Genomic DNA, 25375 nt, shown 5'->3' with positions numbered 1-25375 from the left:
CGACGAGAACCCTCGAAACCAGCGCCTCCACCGGGCACAAAACCTTATTTACCTTGCCGTTCGCGACACACACGACGCCAACGATGCACGCCCAAAGCACCCGCCGCGCCCAGTAGGGCACCGGAACCGTTCATCAGCACATCTACCGGGTCGCCGGTGCGATCAGGCATGAAACTCTGAATCGTCTCAATGCAGGCGCTGACCAGGAACCCCGCGTACAGCACGTGCGGGCGAGCCTTCGGCTTGAGCAGCAGGGCGAAAAGAAAACCGCCCGGAATGAACATGATGACGTTCGAGAGCTGCTCGATGCTCGAATAGGTGATGAACGCAGGCAGCCAGCCCTCGGCGTGGCCGCTATCCAAAAACTGCGCCAGGCGGCCGCCCATCTCGTTATCGTCCACGTGCACGGGGGCGAACACGATACTCGCCACCGTCGCGCAGTACAGCGCCGTGACGGGCCAGAGAATCAGTCGCCACACGCGAGCGCCGAAGTGACCGCTACCGGGTTGTGCTTTACCAAACAAGGCGACCCGCCTCGTCGAACTGCTTGGTCGAGTCCCACGCGAACAGGCCCGACACGTCAATCGTGAGCGGTTCGGCATTCGGCACGGTCACGGTCCACTCTTCACCGGCTGCTGCGGAGAGGGCGCGGCGGATAAAGCTGCCGTGGCTGACGGCAATAATCTTCTGGTCGCCCGAGGCTTCAGAGATTTCACGCACGATATTGCGCAGGGTACGCACCGCACGAATGTATACGTCACGCTCGGATTCCACGTTCGGGTAGTAGCGTTCCGGGGCGCGGCGTTCAGGGGCGGGAATGTCCAGGCCCTCGCCGGCACCGTAGGCGCGTTCTACCAGCTCGGGGTAGGTCTTGTGCACCTGCAGGTCGAAGTGCTCACCGACCAGCTGCGCCGTCTCGTGGGCGCGGGATAGCGGCGAGGACACCAGCACGGTGAATTCCAGGCCCATGTCGGCAAGCTTCTTGCCGGTGGTGCGTGCCTGCTCGCGGCCGGTGTCGTTGAGCGGGATGTCGGTGATGCCCTGCATCAGGTTCGCCTTGTTCCAGTCGGTCTGGCCGTGACGAATCAGGGTGAGGGTCGTGTTCTCGGCACCCGCCGGGACCTCTTCCGGGCCCAGCTCGGGTTCCAGATGCTGCACGAGCAAGCGGTCGATTGCGTCGTCCAGGTACTGCAGGGGCACCTCGGTCAGGGAGGCGTTCACCGGGATCGGGTAGATGCCGTCCTCGTTGAGCAGTTCGGGGTGGCGTTCAGCGACCAGGGCGGTCATGGTCATAGCAATCAGCATGCCGTGCGCGGCGACCACAACGGTCTGACCCTCATATTCACGGCGGACGCGGTTCAGCGCCGCGAGGGAACGGGCGAGGAAGTCCTTCTTCGGTTCCACGTTGAAGGCGTTATTGGACTGACGGGAGGCAAGAATCAGCTCGCGGGTAGCGACCTGACCCTCCAAATCGCCAAAGGAACGTTCCTGGAAGCCGTCAACGGTGCCACGGTAGGGTACGCCCAGGCCTTCGGCTACGATTTCGGCGCTTTCTACGGCGCGGGAAAGGGGTGAGGAGACGATAGCGTCCACGGTGGTGCCCTCAGCCGCTGCCTGCTGCAGGGCGCCGATAGCGGTGCGGACCTGCTCCCTGCCGGTGTCGTTGAGGGGGATGTCGGTGCCGCCCTGGAAGCGGTGGTCAATGTTCCAGTCGGTCTGGCCGTGGCGCAGGAAGATGATGCGGGTTCCTGCCTCGGGGTCGGCTACCGGAGTGATGATGGGGGTGTTCTGTGCGTCGGTCATCCTTCTAGTATGGCACTGCCTCCGTGTAGTTCAAGGCTTCCGTGCGGTTCAAGGCCTCGGTGCAGTTCAAGGGGTGCGCGGCTTATCCCTTCTGCTGAGGCGTGCTCATACCGCGGTATGAGGTGCGGGGCGGTTGAGCGCCCGGTCGGGCGAATTTTTACAGGGTTTTCCCATATTTTTCAGCCCCCAGACGGAGGGGTGAGCCGCCAAGAAGCTGAGATGATAGAAATGTACTTCCGTTAGTTCATACCCAATGAAGGTTGTCATGACGCAGAATCCTCAATCCCAGAACCCGCAGTTCCAGGCTCAGAACCCGTACTCAATGACCCCTCCGCAGGCGGCGCAGCCTGCCGGTCAGTATTCCGCTCAGCCCGGTCAGCAGAGTCAGCCCGCTCAGCCCGGTCAGCCTAACCAGCAGGCGGGCTACTATCAGGGTCAGCAGGGCTACCCGACTCAGGCGCCTCAGCAGATGCAGCAGGCGCCCTTCGCACGCGGTGCGATTATTTCTGCCCGTAACCTGCACAAGTCGTACGGAAATAACCCGGTGCTGCGTAACGTGAGCCTCGATATTTACCCCGGCGAGTCCGTGGCGATTATGGGTCCTTCCGGTTCCGGTAAGACCACCCTGCTGCACGCGCTCTCGGGCATTATCAAGCTTGATGCCGGTTCTGTGCTGTTCAATGGCCCGACCGGTCAGGTGGCGGTGGAGTCCCTCAGCGAGCGTGAGCGCACCTCCCTGCGCGCTAACTCGTTTGGTTTCGTGTTCCAGCAGGGTCTGTTGGTTCCCGAGCTGACCGCGGAGGAGAATGTCTCTCTCGCAGCGATGATTGCCGGTGTTCCCCGCCAGCAGGCGCGTTCCATTTCGGCTGATCTGCTGAACCGTCTGGGTTTGGGTCAGATGCTGGACCGCCGTATGGGTGAGATGTCTGGCGGTCAGGCTCAGCGTGTGGCTATTGCCCGCTCCCAGGTGAACGGTGCCCCCGTGACCTTCGCGGATGAGCCGACCGGCGCGCTGGATTCGAAGACCGCGCGTGAGGTGATGGCTCTGCTGCTGACCATGATCCCGCAGCAGGGTAAGACTCTGCTGGTGGTGACTCACGACCCGAACGTGGCGGCGGCGTGCTCCCGCGTGGTGTACCTGCAGGACGGTCAGATTGTGAGCGATCAGCGCAATAGCCAGGGCGGTGTTCCCGCTTCCCAGAACCACGCTCAGAGCTTCGGCGCTCAGTCTCAGGCAGGTGCATAATGCAAATCTATGCTCTACTCGCCAAGCGAACCCTATGGAGTTCGCAGGCGATTCTTCCCGTGCTGGCTTTTGCCGCCTCCTCGGCACTTTTTTTGACGGTTGCCGGTGGTGTTCAGGCGCTGAGTACGTGGCTTGAGCACGCCAACGTTGACCACGAAATGATCAACCTGATGGGCATTCAGAAGCTCTACATGGGTTTGGCGTGGGTTGCCGCTCTGGTGCTGATTGTTCCGCTCTTTACCCTGGGCGCTTCGGCTGCTCGTTTGAGTGCCCGCCGCCGTGATGAGCGTCTGGCTTCCTTGCGTCTGATTGGTGCCTCCACGACCCTGATTGTGGGTCTGTCGGTGGCGGACGCGCTGGTGTACTCTCTTGTGGGTTTCATCATCGGTCTGCTGCTTTACCTGGTACTGATTTTCCCCTTTGGCGCCCTGCACTTCATGAACGTTCCGCTGGGGGCTGAGAATATGCTCCTGCCGGTGAGCGTGATTTTCTACTGCTTCCTGGGTTGTATGGTTTTGGCGGCTCTCAGCTCCCTCTTCGGCCTGGCGAAGGTCAGCATTAGCCCGCTGGGTGTGCGTACCCGCGCGAAGGCTGGTTCCGCCGGTTACATTGCTCTGGGTATCGGTGTTGTTCTGGTCATTGCCGTGATGATTCTGGCATCGACCTCGAAGGGTTTTAGCATGTTCTCGCCCTTCCAGGACGGCGGTGCCGATAGCGCGATTAAGAACCTAGCGATTTTTATTGCTCTGCCGGGTCTGCTGATGATGGTTGCTATCGACCTGATTGGTACCTTCCTGGTGTGGGCGTACGCAAAGATTCGTGTGCGTATGACCCAGAAGGCGTCGGTTCTGCTGGGTTACCGTGCGGTGCTGGAGTCCCCGCGTGGGGCGTGGCGTCAGGTTTCGGGTGTGGCGCTGTCGACCTTCTTGGTGACTTTCTTCGGCCCCATCCTGATTCTGGCGGGTGAGATGAACAAAACGGCGAAGGAGGTAGGCCCCGCCGCCGGCCCCTTCATGACCATCATGTCGGACATGTTCCAGGGCATGCTGCTCATGCTGTTCTTCTCGTACCTGCTGGTCACTCTCTCCGCAGTGTTGAACCAGAGTGCCGCCATTTACGAGCGTGGTTCCCTGTACTCTTCGCTGAATATGATGGGTACCCCCACGAGGATGTTGCAGGCTTCGCGCCTTACCGTGGTTTTCGGTCCGTTGGTGCTCATTAGCGTGGTTTCTGCGCTGCTGGGTCTGCCGCTGACGGCGTTGATTGCGGCACAGGGTCTATCCGGTGAAATTCTGACGAAGATGTTCGGTATGACCTTCGGCGCTATTGCGCTGGGTCTGGTACTGGTCTATGTGGGCCTGTTGGCGACCATTCCGTTTATGCGTCAGGTGACCCATAAGCCGGTGTCCGCTCTCTAAGCTGTTTTAGTTTCTGCCCTCCCGTTGCGTCCGTTCTGGATGCGGCGGGAGGGTTTCTTCATGTCTGCTGATGTGCTGTGCGCTTTTGTGCTGCGTGCTTTTGTGCCCTTATCCGGTTTGCGCTCTGCATGTTTTCTCACGCACCGGGCCACCGCTTCCATAGCCTAAAGCCCTGTGAGAGACTGACATTATGTTTGAACACACAGTACCCTCCGATTGGTTCCCCCGCTGCGCAATCTTCGACTGCGACGGCATCCTCCTCGACTCCGAGACCGTCTGGAACGATGTGCAGCGTGAGCTTTTCGCCCGCTGGTCTGTTCCCTTCACCGAAGAGGTGGAGCACCGCCTCACCGGTCTGGCGGCAGCCGATGTCGCCGAGGAGCTTGCACTGCTCTCCTACGAGGCGCAGAACGGCCAGAAGCCGGACACCGCCTCCGCAGAGTACGCCGAGCACCATGAACGCGTGATGAAGGATCTGCTCACCACCGAGCACGAGGTCATCAGCTCCGGCGTGGACCTGATTGAGGGTGCGCAGAAGTTCCTGGGCTTCCTGAGCGAGCACATGCCGGTTGCGGTGGCGTCGAACTCCACCGCGAACATTCTGACCCTGAAAATGGAAAGCTACGGTTACGCCCCGCTGGTGCGCACCTGGGTCAGCAGCAACGACGTTCCGGCCGGTAAGCCCGCCCCGGACATGTACCTGGAGGCGGCACGTCGCCTCGGCTTTGAGGGCCACGAGGCGCTGGCGTTCGAGGACTCCCCCGCGGGCGCGCAGGCGGCACGTGACGCCGGTACAAAGGTCATGATTTACGTTCCGGAAGGCACCGACCCGGCAAAGGCACCGGCCGGTTTTGGGCGCTTCGATTCGTTCAATGACCCGCAGCTCTGGGAGGCGGCACGCACCTGGATCGCCAAGCTTGAGGCGGCACAGCACTCTGAGGCGGCGCAGGGCTAAGCACTTAGCGTCCCTCCCTCGGTACGACAAAAGACCGGTACAAAGAAAGACCCCCGGCCCGCTCCTTGAGGAGCAGACCGGGAGTCTTCTATGTCTTATCAGCCGTACCTGCAAGGCCTACAGTACCTGCAAGGCCTACAGGGGCACGAGCTTATCGGCGCATAACCTTCTTGGCCAGGAAGTTGCCGAGGAACTGAACCAGCTGAACCAGGACGATAATAATCGCCACAACAGCCCAGGTGATCTCATCGTTGAAGCGCTGGTAGCCGTCCACAATCGCGATCTTACCCAGACCGCCAGCACCCACGTAACCGGCCATAGCGGACATATCCACCACGCCGATGATGAGGAAGGTGTAACCCAGGATCAGCGGGCCAAGCGCCTCCGGAATCATCACGGTGAACAGGATGGTCAGCTTTGAAGCGCCCATCGCACGCGCCGCCTCAATCACGCCCGGGTCAATGGAGACCATGTTCTGCTCCACGATACGGGCAATAGCGAATGCAGCACCGAAGCTCATTGCGAAGACCGCCGCGTTTACGCCCAGGCGGGTACCCACCACAGCACTAGTCAGCGGGCCCAGAGCCGCAATCAAAATGATGAACGGAATCGGGCGAATCACATTCACCAGAATGTTCAGAACCGTGTACACGAAGCGGTTCTGGAAGATATTACCTGCACGGGTGGTGTACAGCAGAGCGCCCACAATCAGGCCAACCAGACCTGCACACAGCATCGTAATAGACACCATGTAGAAGGTGTCGCCAATAGCCGGAATCAGCTTCTCGGGCAGGAACTCAGACCAGTCCGTCTTCGAGGTAGCCAGCGGAAGAGTAGTAGCAAACATTTAGCGCACCTCCTGCACGCGGGTGACGGTCTTCAGCTCGGCAACGGCGGCATCAATACTGGTGATTTCACCCAGGAGTTCCAGGGTGAGGGTGCCGTACGCTTTACCCTGCAGGGTCTCGATACCGCCGCCCACAATGTTGAAGCGGACGTTACGGGCGCCCAGGTAGGACAGCACCTTACCGAGCTCCTGGTTACCCTCCACGATTTCAACGTTGATGAGGTAACCCTTGTGGTTTGCGCGCAGCTCAGCCGCTTCCTTGCCGGTGGGGGCAAGCTTCACGGTGGTTGCCACGAACAGCTTCGCCACGTCGGTCTGCGGGTTGGAGAAGACATCGTACACGTTGCCCTGCTCCACCACGCGGCCGGACTCCATGACTGCCACACGGTCAGCGATAGTGGAAACCACATCCATCTCGTGGGTAATCACCACGACGGTCACACCCAGTTCACGGTTGACCTTCTTCAGCAGTGCAAGCACTTCATGGGTGGTTTCAGGGTCCAGCGCGCTGGTGGACTCATCGGCAAGCAGCAGAGCCGGGTTGGTTGCGAGCGCACGAGCAATGCCCACACGCTGCTTCTGACCGCCCGAAAGCTGGTTCGGGTAGTGATCGGCACGGTCGGCAAGACCCACGAACTCGAGCATTTCCAGGGCACGAGCGCGGCGGTCCTTCTTAGACCAGCCGGCAATCTTCAGGGGGAACTCGACGTTACCGAGCACGGTGCGGGAGTTCATCAGGTTGAACTGCTGGAAGATCATACCGATGTTGGTGCGTGCTTCACGCAGTTCGGAGTCGCGCTTACCGGAAATCTCGAAGCCGCCAACGGTCAGGGTGCCACTGGTGGTGGTTTCCAGGCCGTTAATGAGGCGGACGAGGGTGGACTTACCGGCGCCGGAGTAGCCGATGATTGCAAAAATTTCACCGCGGTTAATGGTGAGGGAGACATTGTCGACAGCAACTACTGCCTTGGGGCCGTTGCCGAAGACCTTGGAGACTCCGTCCAGAACCACCATGGGCTCGGTGCTGTCACCGAAGCTCTGTACCAGTTCACTCATAAATTTGTATCCGTTATATGTCGTGGTTGGGGCGTTAAAGGGTCTTAACGCCGGTACGCAAAGGACGGTAAGCCTGTCGTGACCCGCTTCGGGTGCTTAGACTTACCGCCTTTGCGTATGCCTAGAGGAGGCGTGTATTCAGAAGATTACTTCTTAGCGCGCAGCTTGGCTTCTTCCTTAGCCAGGGACTGACGCAGTTCGTCGGTGCTTACGTTGACCTCAACAGCGGTGCCGCGGGTCTCTTCCTGGACAACGTCCATGACGGCCTTAGTGTGGAAGAGTTCGACGATCTTCTTGTAGGTCTCGTCGTCAGCCTTATCCTTCTGAGCAACGAACAGGTTCACGTACTTGATAGCGGAGGGGTCGCTCTTGGGGTCGTCCTGCGCCAGAGCGTCTGCGGGCTTCAGGCCTGCATCCTTGAGGAAGTCGTTGTTGACGACAGCACCGTCAGCGGACTCCATACCGACCACGGTCTGGGTTGCGTCAACGGGGGTGACCTTCACCTTGGAGGCGGAGGTGTCAACGTCGTCGATGGTGGGTGCGTCAACGTCAGCGTTCTTGAAGGTGACCAGACCGTTGGTCTTCAGCAGCTTCAGTGCACGTGCTTCGTTCACGGTGTCGTTCGGGATAACGATTTCGCCGCCCTGGGGGATGTCAGCCAGCTTGGAGTGCTTCTTGGAGAACAGAGCCATCGGGTAGATTACGGTCGGGCCGACGATCTGCAGGTCCTTGTTGGCGCTGACGTTGTAGTTCGACAGGTATGCGATGTGCTGGAAGCGGTTCATGTCGATGTCACCGGCGTCCAGTGCGGGGTTCGGCTCGGTGTACGCGCTGAACTCCTTGTACTCAATGTCGATGCCCTGCTTCTTAGCTTCTTCCTTCAGGGTCTTGTTGAACTTCTCAGAGCCAACCACACCGATGGTGACCTTCTTGGAGCTGGAGGAAGAGGAGGAGGAGTTGGTGGAACCGCAGCCTGCCAGGCCAATGACCAGGGGGACAACTGCGAGTGCAGCAGCAAACTTCTTCACGGCTATGAATCTTTCTGTTGAATGATGATGCGTTCCGCCGGGTGCTGACCTTGGTACTAGCACATCCGATGGTAATGATGATGGGACAATTACAGCACGGGCGGGGGCGGGTGTGGAAGTTAAAAGCCATTCATGAGACACAGAACGTCAAGGTCGTCATATTTTGTCACAATTCGTCATGTAGTGATTATTCCCAGGTCACAAAGCATCACTGACGGTGTATTCAGGCGCACACAAAACGCCGGCCCGGGTACAAAAACCCAAGCCGGCGTCCATATTACCCACCCATTACGGGAGCGCCCACCCGTTACGGGCGGGCGGGCAGTCAACCGGTGCTGCTGGCAACCAGTACTACTAATCGAACTCGCCCGAAGCAATCAACTGCTCACGCACCTTACGGCGCAGAACCTTACCCAGCATCGAACGGGGCAGATCATCTACCACCACGATGCGGCGCGGAACCTTATAGCGGGTCACCTTCGAATAGCAGTGCTCACGCAGAGTATGCTCCTGCACCACTCGGCCCGGGGCGGGAACCACAGCGGCAACGACCATCTCGCCACCGGCGGGCAGCGGAATGCCGACCACCGCCGCGTCCGCGACCGTATCGTGCTGCTTGAGGGCGACCTCAACCTCCGTCGGGGAGACGTTGAAACCGCCGGTAATAATGACTTCCTTAATGCGGTCGACAATCTGGATGAAGTAGTCCTGATCCAGGCGCACAATATCGCCGGTACGCAGCCAACCATCGGGGGTGATGGTCTTCGCGGTCTCGTCCTCACGCTTCCAGTAGCCAGCAAAACGCTGAGGGCCCTTCACCCACAGCTCGCCCTCTTCGCCATCGGGTACGTCTTCACCGGTTTCCGGGTCCACCACACGAATATCGGTGGAGGGGAACGGAACACCAATAAAACCGGCGCGGCGAGTGTCATTGAGCGGGTTGCAGGACACCAGCGGCGCGCACTCGGTCAGGCCGTAGCCTTCCACCATGAAACCGCCGGAAGCTTCCTCCCACTCGGCAACCAGCTCAGGCGGCAAGTTCATTGCCCCAGACACCGCGTAACGGATGCCCTCCAGGGACACGCCGCGCTTCTTCGCCTCATCCATGAGGCGGCGGTACACCGGGGGAACCGCAGGAAGAATGGTCGGGCGGGTCTTCTTCATCGCCTTCAAAATCAGGTCCATGTCCACGGTCGGGAACAGCACCAGGCAGGCACGGCACAGCGACGCAATCGTCACGCCCAGGGTCATACCGTACGCGTGGAACAGCGGCAGAACCGAGTAAATCACCTCGTCATCACCCGGGTTAATCCATGCCTCACCCATGCGGCCGTTGGACTCCAGGTTGCGGTGCGTGAGCATCACGCCCTTCGGCAGACCGGTCGTACCCGAGGTGTACTGCAGCAGCGCAATATCGTGCGCCGTCGGGCGGCGATGCGACGGGTCAATACGCTCGCTCTTCACCAGCTGAGCCCACGACACCGTACCCGGTGCAGGACCGGTCAGCTTCTCACGCGAAGCACGCGCACTCTTCAACGGCAGCTTCAGCGCGGTACGCATCAGCGCGGGCATCGCCGAAATCATGTTCACCGAATAGATATGGTTCGGGCGGATATCCGCCGGAAGACCCGTAATATGCGAGGCGATCTTATCCCACACAATCGCGACCTTCGCGCCGTGATCCTCAAACATGTGGCGCAGCTCCGCACCCGTGTACAGCGGGTTGTGCTCCACCACAATCGCGCCCAGGCGCAGAATCGCGTAAAACGCCGCAATATGCTGAGGGCAGTTCGGCAAAATCAGCGCCACACGGTCACCCGCCTGCACACCCGCCACGCGCAGACCCTCCGCCGCACGCTCAATCTGATCGCCCAACTCAGCGTAGGTCGTGGTCGCACCAAAGAACTCCAACGCAACCTTGTGGGGTACGGTGCGAACCGCCTCGTCAATGAGATGGCTCAGCGACGTCTCGGGTAGCTCAATATCGCGGGCAGTCCACGGAGAATAATTCTTCAACCAGGGGCGATGCGCCAACGGATGCGCGCCAGCAGATGCGCCAGCCGACTCGCCAGCGGGGGATGCAGGTGCCGCCGCATCCTGCAGGTTCGTGTTCTTCTGAGCCTCAGTCATGCATTGATTGTGCCTTCCCACACCCTCACGCTTCAACTCAGCGGCGCGTCTTCCCACACTGAAAATCACGCCGTACACCCACTCCGGATACCGCAATAAACACCGAAACACTCAGGTAAATCCAAGCAACTCTGGGATACTTAAAGCATGAGTAAACGACAGCAAGACATCACCGACGAGCAGTTCAAGAAGCTCCTCCGCGAAATTTCCAAACGATTCGCTATCGCCGGAGGAGTCGTCATCCTGTTCGGAATGGCCATCATCGCACTTGCTTACCTCCTGGGAGGAGCCCACTAATGCACACCCCGCAGCGCCCCACCGGCGAGACCTTCAACCGCATGACCAACGGTTCCGTCTACATGCCCGACGCCGAATGCGCCGCACAGTTCAAGCACATTTACGCTGCAACCATCCTCGCCGAAGAACACTACGCACGCGGTGAACATGCACAGGCAATGCACGTCTACCGTGAACACCTCGGCCACCTGGGCGAACACGCCCACATCCGCCCCGGTGCACGCTTTGACTACGGCGTGAACACCTACATCGGTGACGGTTCCTTCTTCAACTTCGGTACCGTCTTCCTGGACGTCTGCCCGATCCGCATCGGCTCCACCGTACTGGTCGGTAGCAACGTACAGTTCATGACGCCCACCCACCCGCTCCACCCCGGCGACCGCGCCGACTACTGGGAAGCAGGCGCACCCATCACCGTTGAAGACAACGTGTGGATTGGTAGCGGAGCTATCATCTTGGGCGGCGTGACCATCGGCAAGAACTCCGTCATCGGCGCAGGCACCGTCGTCACCAAGGACGTCCCCGCTAACTCCCTCGTGGTGGGCAACCCCGGCCGCGTCATCCGCACCCTGGACGAGAATGAGCGCCCCGCACACCCGCACACCTTCTCCGCAGAAGCTATGGAAGAAGCACGCGCCTTCTACGCTGACCGCAACCGCTAAATCAGCGCCCAGGATTAGATTCAAAGGACTTAATGAACGCACAGAACAACACCCCGCAGCAGCGCCCGGCTGCCGCGGCGTCCACGCCTACCGAAAGTGACCTGTGGGAGGCGGCATTCTCCTCCGACGACCCCACCGTGGTCCTGACCGATGAGGAGCTGAACGCGGCACGCCGCGCCCACGAAAAGGCGCGCGAGTCGAGCTCTTCGGCGCAGTCCTCGCAGGATGCGACCCGCCCCCTCACCGAGGCGGCTACCGCAACCCAGCCGATCCTCTCCCCCGGTACCACCTCTGGAGGCACAGAAACCGGCGCTGACTTCGGTGCCCCCGGAGACGACAACCCCAGCTGGCTCGACAAGCCTGCAGCCCCCAGCACGGACAACGTACGCGGCGGCGCAACTGCCGCCCCCGCTACCGCACCTGCCACCGCTGCAAGCTACGAGGTGCCCGCACCCGGCAACGCCCACGCGGCATCGAGCGCCCCGCAGGCCACCCCCGCGGCAGATGACCACTTCGTCATCCCCACCCCCGCAGGTGATGCCGCCGGCTCGGAACCCATCCTCACCGCCGCAACCGCGCTGTCCATGCAGAAGAGTCGCTACTCCCGCATGCACCTGCTGCCCGGCCTGCTCGGCTGGCTGATCGCCCTCTCCCTCATGGACGGTGGCCAGTGGGCTATCCAGTCGTGGCTGACCCTGACCGGTCAGAGCGAGTCCATCGAGTACGCCTCGGTGGTCTCCCGCCTGTTCAGCGGCGCTTCGAACGCCGTGCCGGTCGCGGTGGCGTTGAGTGTGCTCATCTTCTTCGCCTACCTGGTGGGCGGTTACTCGGCAGGACGCATGGCACGATTCGCCGGCGTGAAGCAGGGCATCGCCGTATGGCTCTGGCAGATTATGGTGCTCATCCTGGGTTCCCTGGCGACTTTCCTCGCACCTCAGCTGTTCCAGAACGGTGTCGCGTCCCTGTCCCTGCAGAAGCTGATTGCGGGCGATTTCGCGAACGGTCTGCTCGCGGTTCTACTGGTTCTGGCGTTGAGCTTCCTCGGCGCTATCCTCGGCGGCCTGCTGGGACGCCTGTACCACCGCCGCGTGGACAAATACCCGAGCGACCAGGTGGCACGCGAGGACGCCTAGTCTTCTAAGCACCCGCGCCTCGTTGCGATAGGAATAAACCGTACAGAAAACCTCCGGTACCTTACGAAAGGTACCGGAGGTTTTCTGTATCTGCATGACTTAATCAGCGCAATAATACGACGCTGACTAGCTAAAACATGCCGCCTAGTGGTCCAGCAGCAGTGCAGGCTCCTCAAGGATCGCAGCCACATCAGCCATGAAACGAGCCGACAGGTCACCATCCACCACACGGTGATCGAAGGAACCGCCCAGGGTCGTCACCCAGCGAGGAATAACCTCACCATCAACCACCCACGGCTTCTGCTTGATCGTGCCGAAGGCAATAATCGCCACCTCACCGGGGTTAATAATCGGGGTACCCGTATCAATACCCAGCGAACCGATATTCGTAATGGTCAGGGTGCCGTTCGCCATCTCAGCGGGCTGAGTCTTACCCTCACGGGCGCGAGTGGTCAGATTGTTCAGCGCAACCGCCAGCTCACGCAGGGACAGCTCCTGAGCGTCCTTAATATTCGGAACCATCAGGCCGCGCGGGGTCGCCGCAGCAATACCCAGGTTCATGAAGTGCTTAATCTGGATTTCGCTATCGGTCCAGGTCGCGTTGACCTGCGGGTTACGCTCAGCAGCCCAAATGACCGCGGCGGCAAGCACCAGCAGCGGGGTGACCTTCACGCCCTCAAAGTGGCGGGACTTCTTCAGACGCTTCACGAACTCCATGGTGCGGGAAGCATCAACGTCCACGAAGATGGACACGTGCGGGGCGCTAAACGCCGAAGCAACCATCGCCTTCGCGGTAGCCTTACGCACCCCACGCACCGGGATGCGCTCGATGCGGTCACCCGGAGTGGTTGCGGGCTGCCAGAAGGGCTGGCGGGCGCCGCTATGCTGCACATCGCTCAGGTGCGCCACATAATTCATGAGGTCCTGCTTGGTCACCTGGCCGCGCGCACCGGTAGCGGTCACATTCGCCAGGTCAACACCCAGCTCCTTTGCGGCAAGACGCACCGGAGGCGGCGCGAGGGTCGGGCGGTGCGGAACCTGCTCGGGGGCCAAAGTCGGCGCGGGAGCCGCTGCGGGCTCGGGTGCCAGACGCTGCACCACCGAATTCAGCGGGGTGTTCTCCACAAAGCGGGAGGCGCGCTCAGCCAGCTCACTCAGCAGGCCCTGGTTGCGGTTCACCGGGTCGGCGGGGGTGTGCGCCACGGGTGCCTGAACAGCCGGTGCGACCGGTGCCGCAGTAGCCGGTGCGGGCTGGGTTGCGGAGGCGGGGCGCTTGCGGGCGCGACGCTTCACCGCATCCGCCTTGGGGCCGGAGCCGACCAGCGCGGTACCGGACTCAGCCTCTGCCGCGGCGGGGGCTGCCGGGGTTGCGGGTGCGTCGCCGCCGCCGGAGATGCTGATAATCGGGGTGCCCACCTCAACGGTTTCACCCTCGGCAACGAGCAGCGCCTCGACGGTGCCGGCGAAGGGCGAGGGAAGTTCCACAACGCTCTTCGCGGTTTCAATTTCGACGAGGACATCGTTGATGGCGACCTCGGTGCCGACTGCCACCTTCCAGCTGAGGATTTCTGCTTCGGTCAGGCCTTCACCCACGTCAGGGAGCGGGAAAATCTGGGACATTTCTACCTCTCACTAGGGCATATACCCTATACGGAATATTCTGTGCGGGCTTCCAACCCGCCATAGCGCAACACGCTGATACGTCAGATCAGGGAATGCCTAGTAGTCAAAAGCGCGGTCAACCGCCTCAAGAATACGGTCAATATCGGGCACATACTCTTCCTCAACACGGGAAACCGGGTACGGCATGTAGTAGCCGCCCACACGAATCACCGGCGCCTGCAGGCTGTAGAAGCAACGCTCCGTAATCGCCGCAGCCAGCTCGCCACCCATACCACCGAAGGTCGGCGCCTCGTGCGCAACAATCAGGCGGCCAGTCTTCGCCACCGAAGCAGCAACGGTCGGCACATCCAGCGGCGAAATCGAGCGCAAGTCAATGACCTCAATCGAGCGGCCATCCTCCACGGCAGCCTCCGCTGCAGCCAGAGCAACCGGCACCAGCGGACCGTACGCAACGATAGTCGCGTCCGTACCTTCACGCACCACCTGGGCGCTAAACGGATCAAAAGAAGTGTCGCTAAAGTCCACTTCGCCCTTGAGCCAGTAGCGGCGCTTCGGCTCAAAAATAATGACCGGGTCGGGGCACTCAATCGCCTTGCGGGTCATCCAGTACGCCTCGTGCGGGGTCGAGGGGGTCACAATACGCAGACCCGCGGTGTGGGCGAACAGCGCCTCCGGGGACTCGGAGTGATGCTCCACCGAACCAATCACGCCACCGTACGGAATGCGGATAGTCACCGGCACCGTGTACTGCTTATCGGTGCGGTTATGAATCTTCGCCAGCTGGCTCGTGATCTGGTTGTAGGCGGGGAACACGAAACCGTCGAACTGAATCTCCGGCACGGGGCGGTAGCCACGCAGCGCCATACCGATGGAGGTGCCGATAATGCCAGACTCGCCCAGGGGCGCATCCATGACGCGGCGGTCACCGAAGCGCGCCTGCAGGCCCTCGGTCACACGGTACACACCGCCAAGCTTGCCGATATCCTCACCGAGCATGACGACGGTGCGGTCGGCTTCCATGGCGTCTTCCAGGCCGCGGGTAATCGCCTTGGCGAGGGTCAAACGTTCAATTTTCTCGCTCATGCTTACTCCTCTTCAAAGCCTGCAACGTAGTTACGGTAGAACTCGCGGTCGTCTTCCACCTGCTGGTGTTCCTGCACGTAGACGCGGTCGAAGAAACGCTCAAAGTCGGCGACTTCGGAGTTCAGCACTGCCTCACGCACGCCGGATGCAACCTGCTGCGCGGATTCTGCAACCTCTTCGAAGAAAGCATCGTCGGCGTAGCCGTTATCGCGCAGATGCTTTTCAAGGCGAAGCATGGGGTCGCGGCGCAGAGGGCCTTCCAGGTCGGCATCGGTGCGGTACTTGGTGGGGTCGTCCGCGGTGGTGTGCGGGCCGAGGCGGTAGGTCTCGGCTTCAATCAGCACGGGGCCTTCACCGGCGCGGATCTTCTCCATGGCGTAGCGAGTTACGGCGAGCACCGCGAGAACGTCGTTGCCGTCCACACGGATACCTTCAAAGCCGTAGCCTGCGGCGCGGGTGGACACCGGCACGCGGGACTGCACCTCGAAGGGCACGGAGATAGCCCAGCGGTTATTCTGCACGAAAAAGAGCACCGGCGCGTTATAGGAGGCGGCGAAAACCATGGATTCGTGGGCGTCACCCTCGGTGGAGGAGCCGTCACCGAAGTAGACCGCCACGGCGGGCTTCTGGGTATCCTCGGCGGGGTCGGTTGCCTGGCCCTGACCGGTGCGGCGGGTGCCGGTTTCAGCTTCGATGTCGGCATCGAAGTTCAGACCCATGGCGTAGCCGACGGCGTGCAGGGTCTGCGCGGCAAGCACCTTGGTGTAGGTGTGGAAGTTGTGTGCCTTCATGTCCCAGCCGTGGGTGGTGGAGCCGCGGAAGATGGTGATCAGGTCGCGGAAGTCCACGCCACGTGTCAGGGCGACGGCGTGCTCACGGTAGGAGGGGAAGATGTAGTCGTTGGGTGCGTAGGCGAGTGTGGAGCCGACCTGTGCGGCTTCCTGGCCTCGGCTGGGTACCCAGAGGGCGAGCTGACCCTGGCGCTGCAGGGCGGTTGCCTCGTCGTCGAATCGGCGGGTGGTGTACATGAGGCGGTATGCCTCGCGCAGGGTGTCTGCGTTGACGTCTTCGATGTACCGGCTGTAGGTGGGGTGTTCGTGTACGGTGCCGTTTTCATCCATGAGCTGGATGCGTTCGGGCACTCCGGGGTACTTGTCGTTCTCGTGCATCTAACCTCCACACGTGACGAGGGCTTGGCCCTCAGCGGCTTGGGTTTTAGTCTCAACTTTCACCTGATGGTGCAGGGTTTGAGGTGTTCCAGCAAGCCTGTGAGGGTCTGGGCATATGTAGTTACCAGTCTACTCTTTTCGGCTTTATCTCGCGGCAGTTACGCTGATAACACAGCGTATTATGCCCTGTCATTCACTATTTGAACATCATTAAATTAAACCTCCTATATATTCTTTTTACGGAATATATAGGAGGCTTAATTTAAACTCTTGAGAGCTTTTTTGAGCCATCATTTTTCCCGCGCGAGAACCATTTGAAAAGCCCAAACGAACCTCGACAAGGGAAAATAGTACATTGTTCAATTAGGGCTCGCTCAGGGCAGGGTGGGCACCCCCACCCCTTCACAAGAGAGCCTAGAGCCCCTTCGCGAAGACCTCACAGAGCGAGAGGAAACGGTCATTCGCCTCCACCTCGCCAATACTCACGCGAACACCCTCAGTACCGAACGCACGCACCGACAGCGCATGCTCAGCCATCAGCTGCACAAACTCACTCGTGCGCTCCCCCAGGGGCAGCCACACGAAGTTCGCGTAAGTGGTCGGGAAATCGTAGCCCAGCTCCCGCAGTCGAGCGGTCACCCGCTCACGCTCAGAGACCAGGTGGCTCACCCTCTCCATCACCGCGTCCTCATGCTCGATGGAGGCGATAGCCGCCGCCTCAGCCAGCGCCGTCACGGCGAACGGGGTTGCCGCCACGCGCAGGTGCTGTGTAATCTGCGGGTGCGAAATCGAGTAGCCCACGCGCAGACCCGCCAGGCCCTGCGCCTTGGAAAAGGTGCGCAGAATGATGACGTTCTCGTAGTCGCGGTAGATGTCCAGGCCGTTCAGCAGGGCTTCTTCACCCTCCGGCACGGTGGAGGCGGCACAGAACTCGAAGTACGCCTCATCAATCACCACGGGGATGTGGGCGGGCACCTTCGCCAGGAACGCACGGATCTGGCTTTCGGTGACGGCGGGGCCGGTCGGATTGTTGGGGGTGCAGACCAGAATCAGGCGGGTGCGGTCGGTGATGGCTGCCGCCATGGCATCCAGGTTGTGCGAGCCGTCGGGCAGGTTCGGCACCTGCACGCTGCGAGCGCCCATAATGCCGACGAGGATCGGGTATGCCTCGAAGGAGCGCCAGGCGTAGATGACTTCGTCCTGCACACCGTCGGCGTTGACGCCGGCGAAGGTTTTGAGGATTTGGTTGAGCGCGCCGAGGCTTCCGGCACCAGTGACGATGTCGTCAGCGTCCACGCCGAGCCGCGCGGAGAGCTTCTGGCGCAGGGCGGTGGAGAGCGGGTCGGGGTAGCGGTGCGCGGTCGCAAATTCTGCGAGGACGCGCGCAACCTCGGGTACGGGACCCAGCGGGTTCTCGTTCGAGGAGAGCTTGTACTGGGTGAGGCCTTCAACGGGTGCGGGCGGCTTGCCTGCCGCGTAGCTGGGCAGGGTGTTGAAGACGGGGCGGACCGGGATATTGGCGTGTTCAGCTGACTGGCTCATGGTTCCAGTATGTGCCTGCGGGCGGCTCGGGGGCTAACGCTTCTCACCTATAGAGCAGGGCGCGAGCAAGCTGTAGCTGTGCAGACAGCGGATACTAGTCGCGAGCGCTGCACACAAAGGCAGTACGAAAAGATGGAGGGGCGCTGCCTGGGTTGTTCCCGGCGACGCCCCTCCTTTTCTCTTCTCTACTCTACTCGCCCCTCCACCCTCCACCGAGCCGTCAAGATTGGTTCTTGAGACTGGGTTTTAGACGGGTGCTTTTAGACCATCAGGGGTTCACGCTCCTCGAGGGGGTTCAGGTCCTCGGGAGGGCCTGGGGCGCGAAACCCGGGGTCGATGTTCTCGGGCGGAGCCGGTACCAGGAACCCGGGGTCAATGCTCTTAGGCGGGAGCATAGGCGCAGGCGCAGGTTTCAGATCCGGTAGGGTCGGGATGAGCGACTCGCCACCGTCGTAGTCTCCGCCCTGTCGGGGCCCGAGGAACGGATCCTGGAGCACAGAACCAGCGTTAGGGAGCTGCAGGCGATCGATGATTGGCTGAGTAACAGCCTTTTCGATGTGCGTATGCAGATCTGCGGGTTGGGGCAGAATATCCGGCGGGATTAGACCTGCAGGGGGCAGCTGACCCTCTGCCTCGATTCGGGCAGGCATATTGATGGGAGCAGGCTCCGGACGGTTCAGATCCCCCGGCATATTGATGGCAGGCGGAATATTCTGCGGGTTGTATCCCTGTAGGAGGGGCACCTTGGGCATCTGCGGCACAGGGGTTTCGGGCCATGCAGGCTTCGGGTTCTGAGGTTTTTCCTCTGGAGTCGGTGCGGGGTGAGGGAGGGTCTTTTGGACACCCTCAATGATGGCGGGAATTTGCCCAGCAGCCGCCTGTACGGTTTCTCCAGCTTCTCGCTGGAGGCCCTCGGCCCTCTGCTTGGCAATCTCCATGCCCAGCTGGGCATCTGAGACGGCATCTTCGATTTTCTGTCGAGTATTTTCGATGCTTTCTCGCACTTTACGCTTTGCTTTAGCCATATGCCCGCCTGTCTGCCCATCAATCACCTCAAGTACGCCCCAGCCACTAAGCCCAGTTCCTGATGCTACGGTAGCGCCACCGTAGGTTCCGATACGTCCGGCTGTTATACCGATTCGTGCAGCAGGAGGTAGACCATCCGGCATAGTTGAGGCGGAGGTAACCTTCTGCTCCCCCAGCACGTACTCTTTGCCTTCCATTGCGGCGCGCATACCGCCAGGCACCTTGCTACTATGCCCATCACGTTGTAGGCCTTCGTGGTAATTTACAGCATGATGCTCATAGTTATCGACGGCGATTACCGTATCGCGTTCATCGGGACGCCACGCTCCCTTGAAAACCTGAGCAAAAAGAGACTGCTCTGCCACATCAGGAACCCCATCGCCGTCTCCTTCCACGTAGTCCACGGCAAAGTCACGTTGTTTAGCTGGCATAATCCGCAGTGGGGTGCCTTGGGCGTAAATACCCACAATATTGATTTCTTCGGCAATTTTGTGGCTATTCGCCATGTTGTAGGCAATCATGGCTCCCTGACTGAAACCCTCCAGGTACACACGGGCACCTTGAGGTGCTCCGGCATCACGTAGAGCCTGCAAGACCATCTCGTAAGCAGCGTTCATGTAGCCCAGCCTGGATGATTCATGTGTGATACCGGCTGGGTCTATAGGAGATCCTCCAAGGGAATCAAAGACGGTACCGGGGATACTCACGACGTACAGGGCATGGGCGGGGTCGCCTTCGTGTCCTGCTTCGTACATGACGGTGACGAGCACAGCACCGCGTTCAGCAGTCAAAGGACTCTGTCGAGAACGCGCAAGTTCAAGGTCCTGTGCATTACCAATAGCCATCAGACGCTCCGAGCTGGCGCCTATAGAGAGCTGGCTTTTCTCGCCACGATGCGCAGCAATACCGTATTCATCGGCAGAAGCGGTCCGAATATTATGAGCCTTAGCACCAAGATAGGTATCGATTCCAGATTTGACGATACTGAATAGGCCACCGTCCATTGCCTTTCGAACGAATCCTCGCGGAATGCCCAACATGTCTGCAAGACGGTCAAATGCTCGCTGACGGGCAATTTCGGGGTTCCATACGGCATCCATGTAGACGGTGGCACCGAAGAGAATACCGGCGATGATAGGCGAATACGGCAGCGTCCGAGAGGCCGAGAAGTACCCGAGCTCAGGAATGGTGAGCTTCAAGAGGTAGGTAGCTTCGCCGGGTTCTCCAGCGATGAGTCCGCGGAAGTGGTCTCGGGTGCCACGTCCGTCGGGTAGCTTGCCGTCCTTTGCGATGCCCATGGATTCGAACCAGCCTGCGACGATATTTTCGGTCTGCAGGTAGGAGCTGTGGGCTACGCGGACGGCGGCTGCGGTGACGCCGAACTTTGCGGCACTCATACCGAGGTCTGCGGCGAGGCCGGTGCAGAGGGCGGCAGCCTGCTGGGCGCGTCCGTTGATGCCGAGGAAGAGCCGAGTTTCAGTGGCGATGCCAAGAATGGGCATGGTGCGGTCGGCGCAGGTGCGGCTAACAATGTCGAGGCCGTCGGCAATGGCGGGCATTTCTTCAAGCTCAACGCTGATGGTGCCTGCGGTGGGCCCTGCGGAGTCGCTGAGGTCACCGATGGGGGCAACGGTGGGTCCGGTAATCATGGTGTCTCCTAGGGTGGGGTTAGTGGGTTCGGATGAGCGAGCTCAGCCCGTCGGGCAGGTTCACGTGCATGAGTGAATCCAGCGTTGACTGGGCTTTTTGCACGCCTGAGCGGGCGATGATTTCGCCAGGGTTGAGTTTTTCGAGGGCGTCGGCGGCACTGTCGGCGAGTTTGCCGAGTAGGTTATCTACGGCGGAGGCGGCGGCTTGGATTGCCTGCGCTTTGGCGGTGAGGTCGTTGGCGAGTTCTTCACCGGCGGCGGCGATCATGGCGGCGGCGCCTTCGGCTTGTTCGGCTTGGTTGCGGATTTTTTCGCGGTGTTCTTGGAGTTGTCGCCGGTAGGCGCGTCCGGCTTCGGAGGCCCAGTGGTCGCCGTTGAGTTCGTTGGCGCGTTGGTGTGCGGTGCGGATTTCTTGGGCTTCGGTGCGCATCCGGTGGGAGAGTTCTGCGCCTTTGGCTCGGGCGAGCGCGGCGGCGGCCATGAGCTGGCTGGCGAGAGCGTGTCCGGCTGCGGTGCCGATGCCCATGTGTCCTGCTGCTCGGAGGATGTCGGTTGGTTCGATCCGGGGCAGGTGGGGTGCGGGAGGTGGTGTGGTGTCGACGATGGTGTTCATGGTGTGTCCTTTCGCGGCGGGTTTGTTTTAGGCTAAATCTGCCGCGGTGACTGTGCAGGCCGAGTGCGCGAACCTGTGGATAACTCAGGCTTGTTTCGAAAAATTCGCACGTTTTGCGCCCTTAAGACCCGAAAAACACCCCTCCCGTACCCCCTCGTTTTGTCATGTTTCTGCAACTAACCGAGCTACCCATCACGTCCATATGCTCTGCCCGCCTCTTTTTTTCAGCGAATTCATGCAAAAATAAAGTTATGTCTCACACCAATAACACCTTCTTGCCTTCTGGCCGTATTGATCTGGGCACCGGCGAACTTGCGCTTGGCCCCCTGGACGGACGCTACGCATCCGCCACCGCACCCCTGACCAACTACCTTTCTGAGGCGGCGCTGAACCGCGACCGCATTCACGTTGAGGTTGAGTGGTTCATTTACCTGTGCGAGCACGAGGTGCTGCCGGGTCTGTCCCCGCTGAGCGAGGAGCAGAAGAAGGGCCTGCGCGCCATTGTGACCGATTTCAACGCTGATTCTGTGGCGGAGCTGGCTGAGATTGAGGCTGTCACCGTTCACGATGTGAAGGCGGTCGAGTACTACATTGGTCGTCGTCTGGAGGGCCTGGGCCTGGGCCACCTGGTGCCGCTGGTTCACTTCGGTTGCACCTCTGAGGACATTAACAACCTCGCGTACGCGCTGGGCATCAAGGATGCTGTTGAGAACGTGTGGGTTCCTGCCGCTGAGAACCTGATTGAGGTTCTGCTGAAGCTGGCTGAGGAAGGGCGCAACGTGCCGATGCTGTGCCGTACTCACGGTCAGCCGGCTACCCCCTCCACCCTGGGTAAGGAGCTGGGCGTGCTCGCCTACCGCCTGAAGCGCCAGGTCAAGCACGTGAAGGCGACCGAGTTCCTCGGCAAGATTAATGGCGCGACCGGTACTTACGCGGCGCACTATGCATCGGTGCCGAGCGCTGATTGGCAGAAGATTTCTCGTGGTTTTGTGGAGCACCTGGGTCTGACCTGGAACCCGCTGACCACTCAGATTGAGTCGCACGACTGGCAGGCTGAGCTGTACTCGGATATCGCTCATTTCAACCGCGTGCTGCACAACCTCTGCACCGATGTGTGGAGCTACATTTCGATTGGTTTCTTCCGTCAGATTCCGGTGGCTGGTGCGACCGGTTCGTCGACCATGCCGCACAAGGTGAACCCGATTCGCTTTGAGAATGCGGAGGCTAACCTGGAGCTCTCTAACGCTCTGCTGGATTCGCTGGGTTCGACCCTGGTGACTTCTCGTTGGCAGCGTGACCTGACTGACTCGTCGGCTCAGCGCAATATTGGTGTGGCGTTTGGTCACTCGGTGCTGGCTATCTCCAATGTGGTGAAGGGTCTTGAGCGTCTGGATATTGCGACCGAGGTTATTTCCGCTGACCTGGATGCGAACTGGGAGGTTCTGGCTGAGGCGATCCAGATGGTGATGCGTGCTGAGGCTATCGCAGGTGTTCCGGGCATGGAGAACCCGTATGAGCGTCTGAAGGAGCTGACTCGCGGTCACCGTGTGGATGCCGCTCGTCTGAAGGAGTTCGTGGCTACGCTGGGCCTGTCCCCCGAGGCTGAAGCGCGTCTGTCGGCGCTGACTCCGCACACCTATAACGGTATTGCGGCTCAGCTGCTGGATCACGCGAAGAACGCTTAGTCCGTAGCAAAGATATAAACAAAAGACCCCGGGTCCCTGCATTCAGGGATTCGGGGTCTTTAGCGTGTTGGGTCTTCGCTATGTTCCGGTTTTATGACCGGCGAGGATTTTAGCGGCCGAGCATGCGGTGGTGACCGGTTTCGGTGTCGTTGCCCTTGTCGCGGGTGAAGACCTTGCCTACAGCCTTACCTGCGTCCTTGACGCCCTTGAGCAGGGAGCCAGCCACGCCGGAGGAGCCGTCCGAACCTTCGCCGCCCTGTACGCGCGGTGCACGCGGGGTAATCATGAGCTCTGCGGGGAAGTAGGCGGGCGCGTCGCCGAAGGCTCGGCGGGTGTTGCGCACGACGTCCTTGCCGAGGGTCAGGTTCGCGCCACCGCCAACGACTGCGCCCACGCCGAAGGGCAGGGCACGGCCGAGCAGTGCACCGGTCTGGCGGGTGAGGAAGCGGCGGATGAACATGTTTCGGATGGTACGTTCGACGCTGAACATCTTGCCGCTGGAGGAGTTGCCGAGCAGCATGCCCCACTTGTTGGAGATGCCGCCTGCCTTACCGGTCTGCAGCAGCACGGTGTTCATGAGCTGGGAGCCTTCTTCGCCGAGCATGATTGCCATGACCATGGAACGGGCGGTTTCGGCGTCGTGTACGTGCACGCCGTGCAGTTCTGCGACTGCCTGGGCGTAGAGTGCGGTGCGTTCGAGGTAGCCGCCGACTGCGAGCGCGGACAGGCTCATGGAGGTGACGGTACCTACGCCGGGCACGAATGCGGATGCGCCGGTGACGCCGCCGATGGCGGTGATGTCGCGCAGGTAGGTGCGGTCGAGGCGCTTGTGGATTTGTTCGGGGGTTTCGTCGGGGTGCGCTTCACGCAGTTTTTTGACGATGGACAGCGCGAGCGGTCGTTGCATGCGCAGTACGTTGTCGAGGGTGGTGGTTAGCGCGGGACGGGGGTTGCCGTCTTCATCGAATAGAGACTTCTTCGGGTCAAGCATGCTCTCAGTAAATCACGGCTTGGTGAATATTTCCTGAATATGGGGCCTGTGGTGGGGTGTGGGGGGTGAAATTTCACCGAGGGCGTGTGGTTTTTTGACCGCCTGTTAAGGTGTTTTGGTCTTTATTTGCGCCGGATTTTAAAGCGCGTAAAATTGTCGTAGATTACACACTATTCATTGTTTGCATAGTGCGTGACCTGTTTCACGAAGATTCGGGTTGCGCCTGATAACAGATAGCGGCTGACACCTCTTCTGGACCAATAAGGATTGCTATGACTTCTTCCACCCATACGCCCAATGCTGCGCGTTCCCCCGTCATGACTCAGGGGTTGGGTGTTGCGTACGCGACCGGCGCGATTATTTCGGCGCAGTTCGGCGCGGCTCTCGCTAAGCAGCTGATGGGCGATTTGGGCCCCTGGGGCGTGGTGACTCTGCGCCTGCTGACCTCCACCATTTTGATGTGGGTGTTCTTCCGCCCGCAGATTCGTTCGTGGACCCGCCAACAGTGGCTGACGGTCATTGTCATGGGTATTGCGCTGACGGGTGCGAATGCGTTCTTCTATGTGGCGATTGAGCAGGTTCCGCTGGCGATTGCGGTGGCTATTGAGTTTATGGGTCCGCTGGTGCTGGCGACGGTTATGTCGCGTCGCAAGCTGGACCTGGTGTGGATTGCGCTGTCCTTTACGGGCATGGCGATTCTGACGGCTGAGTCGCAGGCGAAGCCGGAGGATTTCGCCCTGGTGGGTGTGTTCTTTGCGGTGCTGACCGCTATTTCTCGTGCCGCCTACATTCTGGCGACGGAGAAGGTGGGTGCGCTGATCCCGGGTATGGGTGGCATGGTCATGGGTAACGCTGTTTCGACCCTGCTGGTTCTGCCGTTCCCGTTTATTCTGAGCGGCAATAACCTGCTGAAGGTCACTCAGGATGTGAACCTGCTGGCTATTGGCTGCCTGATGGGTCTGCTGGCTTCTGCTCTGCCGGCGCTGGGTGAGGTTTCTTCCCTGCGTCTGCTGCCCGCGCATATTTATAGCGTGGTGCTGTCCCTGGAGCCTGCGATTGCGGCGGCTGTGGGTATTGTGATGCTTGGTGAGGCTACCGGCCTGGTTCGTTGGACTGCTATTGCTCTGCTGGTGACTGCGAGTATCGGCATTTCAATTTCTCACGCTCGTGCGCAGAAGAAGGCGCAGGAGGAGGGCACTTTGGAGGATCCCGATCGTTATCTGCCCGGTGCGGTGGATGCTCACGGCGTGGATATTGCGCATATGGCGACTAGCTCCATTACGATTCCTTCTGCCGAGCAGATTAAGGCTGACCGTGAGGCGAAGGGCCTCTAACGACTGAGCTTTAGCCGTGTCGGCAGTTTCTGGACCCCCGGGTAGCACGTAGGATAGTATCTCGTGTTGCCCGGGGGGCGCGCTC

At 60.5% G+C, this 25375-nt stretch carries 21 protein-coding genes; 8 read left to right on the top strand and 13 right to left on the bottom strand.

Annotation, left to right across the window (positions count from 1 at the left end; translation table 11 throughout):
* Positions 1-44 precede the first annotated feature (44 nt).
* Entirely contained in the window at positions 45-524 is a 480-nt protein-coding gene (locus ACP3RB_RS00355) for a VanZ family protein (protein ID WP_426699116.1), read from the bottom strand.
* The gene (locus ACP3RB_RS00350) at positions 514-1803 is read right to left on the bottom strand and encodes a 2-carboxy-D-arabinitol-1-phosphatase (RefSeq protein ID WP_426699115.1); all 1290 of its coding nucleotides are present in this window, start codon (positions 1801-1803) and stop codon (positions 514-516) included. The genes ACP3RB_RS00355 and ACP3RB_RS00350 overlap by 11 nt, the downstream gene beginning before the upstream one ends.
* Before the next feature lie 265 nt (positions 1804-2068).
* Here ACP3RB_RS00350 and ACP3RB_RS00345 point away from each other — a divergent pair, with 265 nt between their 5' ends.
* The 3 genes from ACP3RB_RS00345 to ACP3RB_RS00335 all read left to right on the top strand — a co-directional run bounded on the left by ACP3RB_RS00345 (position 2069) and on the right by ACP3RB_RS00335 (position 5422).
* Positions 2069-3049, top strand: a complete 981-nt coding sequence (locus ACP3RB_RS00345; RefSeq protein WP_426699114.1) for an ATP-binding cassette domain-containing protein — start codon at positions 2069-2071, stop codon at positions 3047-3049.
* Complete coding sequence (locus ACP3RB_RS00340; protein WP_311473675.1) at positions 3049-4467, top strand: ABC transporter permease; 1419 nt, start codon at positions 3049-3051, stop codon at positions 4465-4467. The genes ACP3RB_RS00345 and ACP3RB_RS00340 overlap by 1 nt, the downstream gene beginning before the upstream one ends.
* Before the next feature lie 190 nt (positions 4468-4657).
* The gene (locus ACP3RB_RS00335) at positions 4658-5422 is read left to right on the top strand and encodes an HAD family hydrolase (RefSeq protein ID WP_426699113.1); all 765 of its coding nucleotides are present in this window, start codon (positions 4658-4660) and stop codon (positions 5420-5422) included.
* A gap of 151 nt (positions 5423-5573) precedes the next feature.
* Here ACP3RB_RS00335 and ACP3RB_RS00330 read toward each other — a convergent pair whose 3' ends face one another.
* From ACP3RB_RS00330 to ACP3RB_RS00315, 4 genes are all read right to left on the bottom strand, one after another.
* Positions 5574-6269, bottom strand: coding sequence for a methionine ABC transporter permease (locus ACP3RB_RS00330; protein ID WP_426699112.1), 696 nt, complete (start codon positions 6267-6269; stop codon positions 5574-5576).
* Positions 6270-7325 carry a methionine ABC transporter ATP-binding protein gene (locus ACP3RB_RS00325; protein WP_314643729.1) on the bottom strand — a complete coding sequence of 352 codons (1056 nt, stop codon included), beginning with the start codon at positions 7323-7325 and terminating at the stop codon, positions 6270-6272.
* 146 nt (positions 7326-7471) lie between these two features.
* Positions 7472-8353, bottom strand: a complete 882-nt coding sequence (locus ACP3RB_RS00320) for a MetQ/NlpA family ABC transporter substrate-binding protein (RefSeq protein ID WP_060824279.1) — start codon at positions 8351-8353, stop codon at positions 7472-7474.
* Between the two features lie 354 nt (positions 8354-8707).
* On the bottom strand, positions 8708-10483 hold the full coding sequence (locus tag ACP3RB_RS00315) for a long-chain-fatty-acid--CoA ligase (RefSeq protein WP_426699111.1): 1776 nt from the start codon (positions 10481-10483) through the stop codon (positions 8708-8710).
* 147 nt (positions 10484-10630) lie between these two features.
* Here ACP3RB_RS00315 and ACP3RB_RS00310 point away from each other — a divergent pair, with 147 nt between their 5' ends.
* Genes ACP3RB_RS00310 through ACP3RB_RS00300 form a run of 3 tightly spaced genes read left to right on the top strand, consistent with a single transcriptional unit; the run spans position 10631 to position 12575 of the window.
* Positions 10631-10780 carry a hypothetical protein gene (locus tag ACP3RB_RS00310; protein ID WP_005504480.1) on the top strand — a complete coding sequence of 50 codons (150 nt, stop codon included), beginning with the start codon at positions 10631-10633 and terminating at the stop codon, positions 10778-10780.
* Positions 10780-11442 (top strand): sugar O-acetyltransferase, encoded by a 663-nt coding sequence (locus ACP3RB_RS00305; RefSeq protein WP_426699110.1) that lies wholly within the window; start codon positions 10780-10782, stop codon positions 11440-11442. Before ACP3RB_RS00310 ends, ACP3RB_RS00305 begins: the two co-directional genes overlap by 1 nt.
* A gap of 32 nt (positions 11443-11474) precedes the next feature.
* Positions 11475-12575, top strand: a complete 1101-nt coding sequence (locus ACP3RB_RS00300) for a hypothetical protein (RefSeq protein ID WP_426699109.1) — start codon at positions 11475-11477, stop codon at positions 12573-12575.
* 144 nt (positions 12576-12719) lie between these two features.
* On the opposite strand, the gene ACP3RB_RS00295 is transcribed toward ACP3RB_RS00300, so the two are convergent.
* The 6 genes from ACP3RB_RS00295 to ACP3RB_RS00270 form a co-directional block, all read right to left on the bottom strand.
* Positions 12720-14195, bottom strand: a complete 1476-nt coding sequence (locus ACP3RB_RS00295; RefSeq protein WP_426699108.1) for a dihydrolipoamide acetyltransferase family protein — start codon at positions 14193-14195, stop codon at positions 12720-12722.
* A gap of 99 nt (positions 14196-14294) precedes the next feature.
* Entirely contained in the window at positions 14295-15281 is a 987-nt protein-coding gene (locus tag ACP3RB_RS00290; RefSeq protein ID WP_060824275.1) for an alpha-ketoacid dehydrogenase subunit beta, read from the bottom strand.
* Between the two features lie 2 nt (positions 15282-15283).
* Positions 15284-16450, bottom strand: coding sequence for a thiamine pyrophosphate-dependent enzyme (locus ACP3RB_RS00285; protein ID WP_426699107.1), 1167 nt, complete (start codon positions 16448-16450; stop codon positions 15284-15286).
* Positions 16451-16864: 414 nt separating this feature from the next.
* On the bottom strand, positions 16865-17992 hold the full coding sequence (locus ACP3RB_RS00280; RefSeq protein ID WP_426699106.1) for a histidinol-phosphate transaminase: 1128 nt from the start codon (positions 17990-17992) through the stop codon (positions 16865-16867).
* A 260-nt stretch (positions 17993-18252) separates the two neighbouring features.
* A complete protein-coding gene (locus tag ACP3RB_RS00275; RefSeq protein ID WP_426699105.1) occupies positions 18253-20667 on the bottom strand; it encodes an extensin in 2415 nt (804 codons plus the stop codon).
* Between the two features lie 19 nt (positions 20668-20686).
* Entirely contained in the window at positions 20687-21280 is a 594-nt protein-coding gene (locus ACP3RB_RS00270; RefSeq protein WP_314672062.1) for an ABC transporter substrate-binding protein, read from the bottom strand.
* Positions 21281-21531: 251 nt separating this feature from the next.
* Between ACP3RB_RS00270 and purB the strand changes: the two genes are divergently transcribed.
* Positions 21532-22965: an adenylosuccinate lyase gene (purB, locus tag ACP3RB_RS00265; protein WP_304192218.1), complete on the top strand. Its 1434-nt coding sequence runs from the start codon at positions 21532-21534 to the stop codon at positions 22963-22965.
* A gap of 109 nt (positions 22966-23074) precedes the next feature.
* Here purB and ACP3RB_RS00260 read toward each other — a convergent pair whose 3' ends face one another.
* On the bottom strand, positions 23075-23956 hold the full coding sequence (locus ACP3RB_RS00260) for a di- and tripeptidase (RefSeq protein WP_070688686.1): 882 nt from the start codon (positions 23954-23956) through the stop codon (positions 23075-23077).
* Positions 23957-24228: 272 nt separating this feature from the next.
* On the opposite strand from ACP3RB_RS00260, the gene ACP3RB_RS00255 reads away from it, so the two are divergent.
* Entirely contained in the window at positions 24229-25290 is a 1062-nt protein-coding gene (locus ACP3RB_RS00255) for an EamA family transporter (protein WP_294630045.1), read from the top strand.
* Positions 25291-25375: the final 85 nt, after the last annotated feature.

Source organism: Rothia mucilaginosa (genome assembly GCF_049990865.1).
Taxonomy (GTDB): Bacteria; Actinomycetota; Actinomycetes; order Actinomycetales; family Micrococcaceae; genus Rothia; species Rothia mucilaginosa_I.
This window is presented reverse-complemented; position numbering and strand designations above follow the sequence as displayed.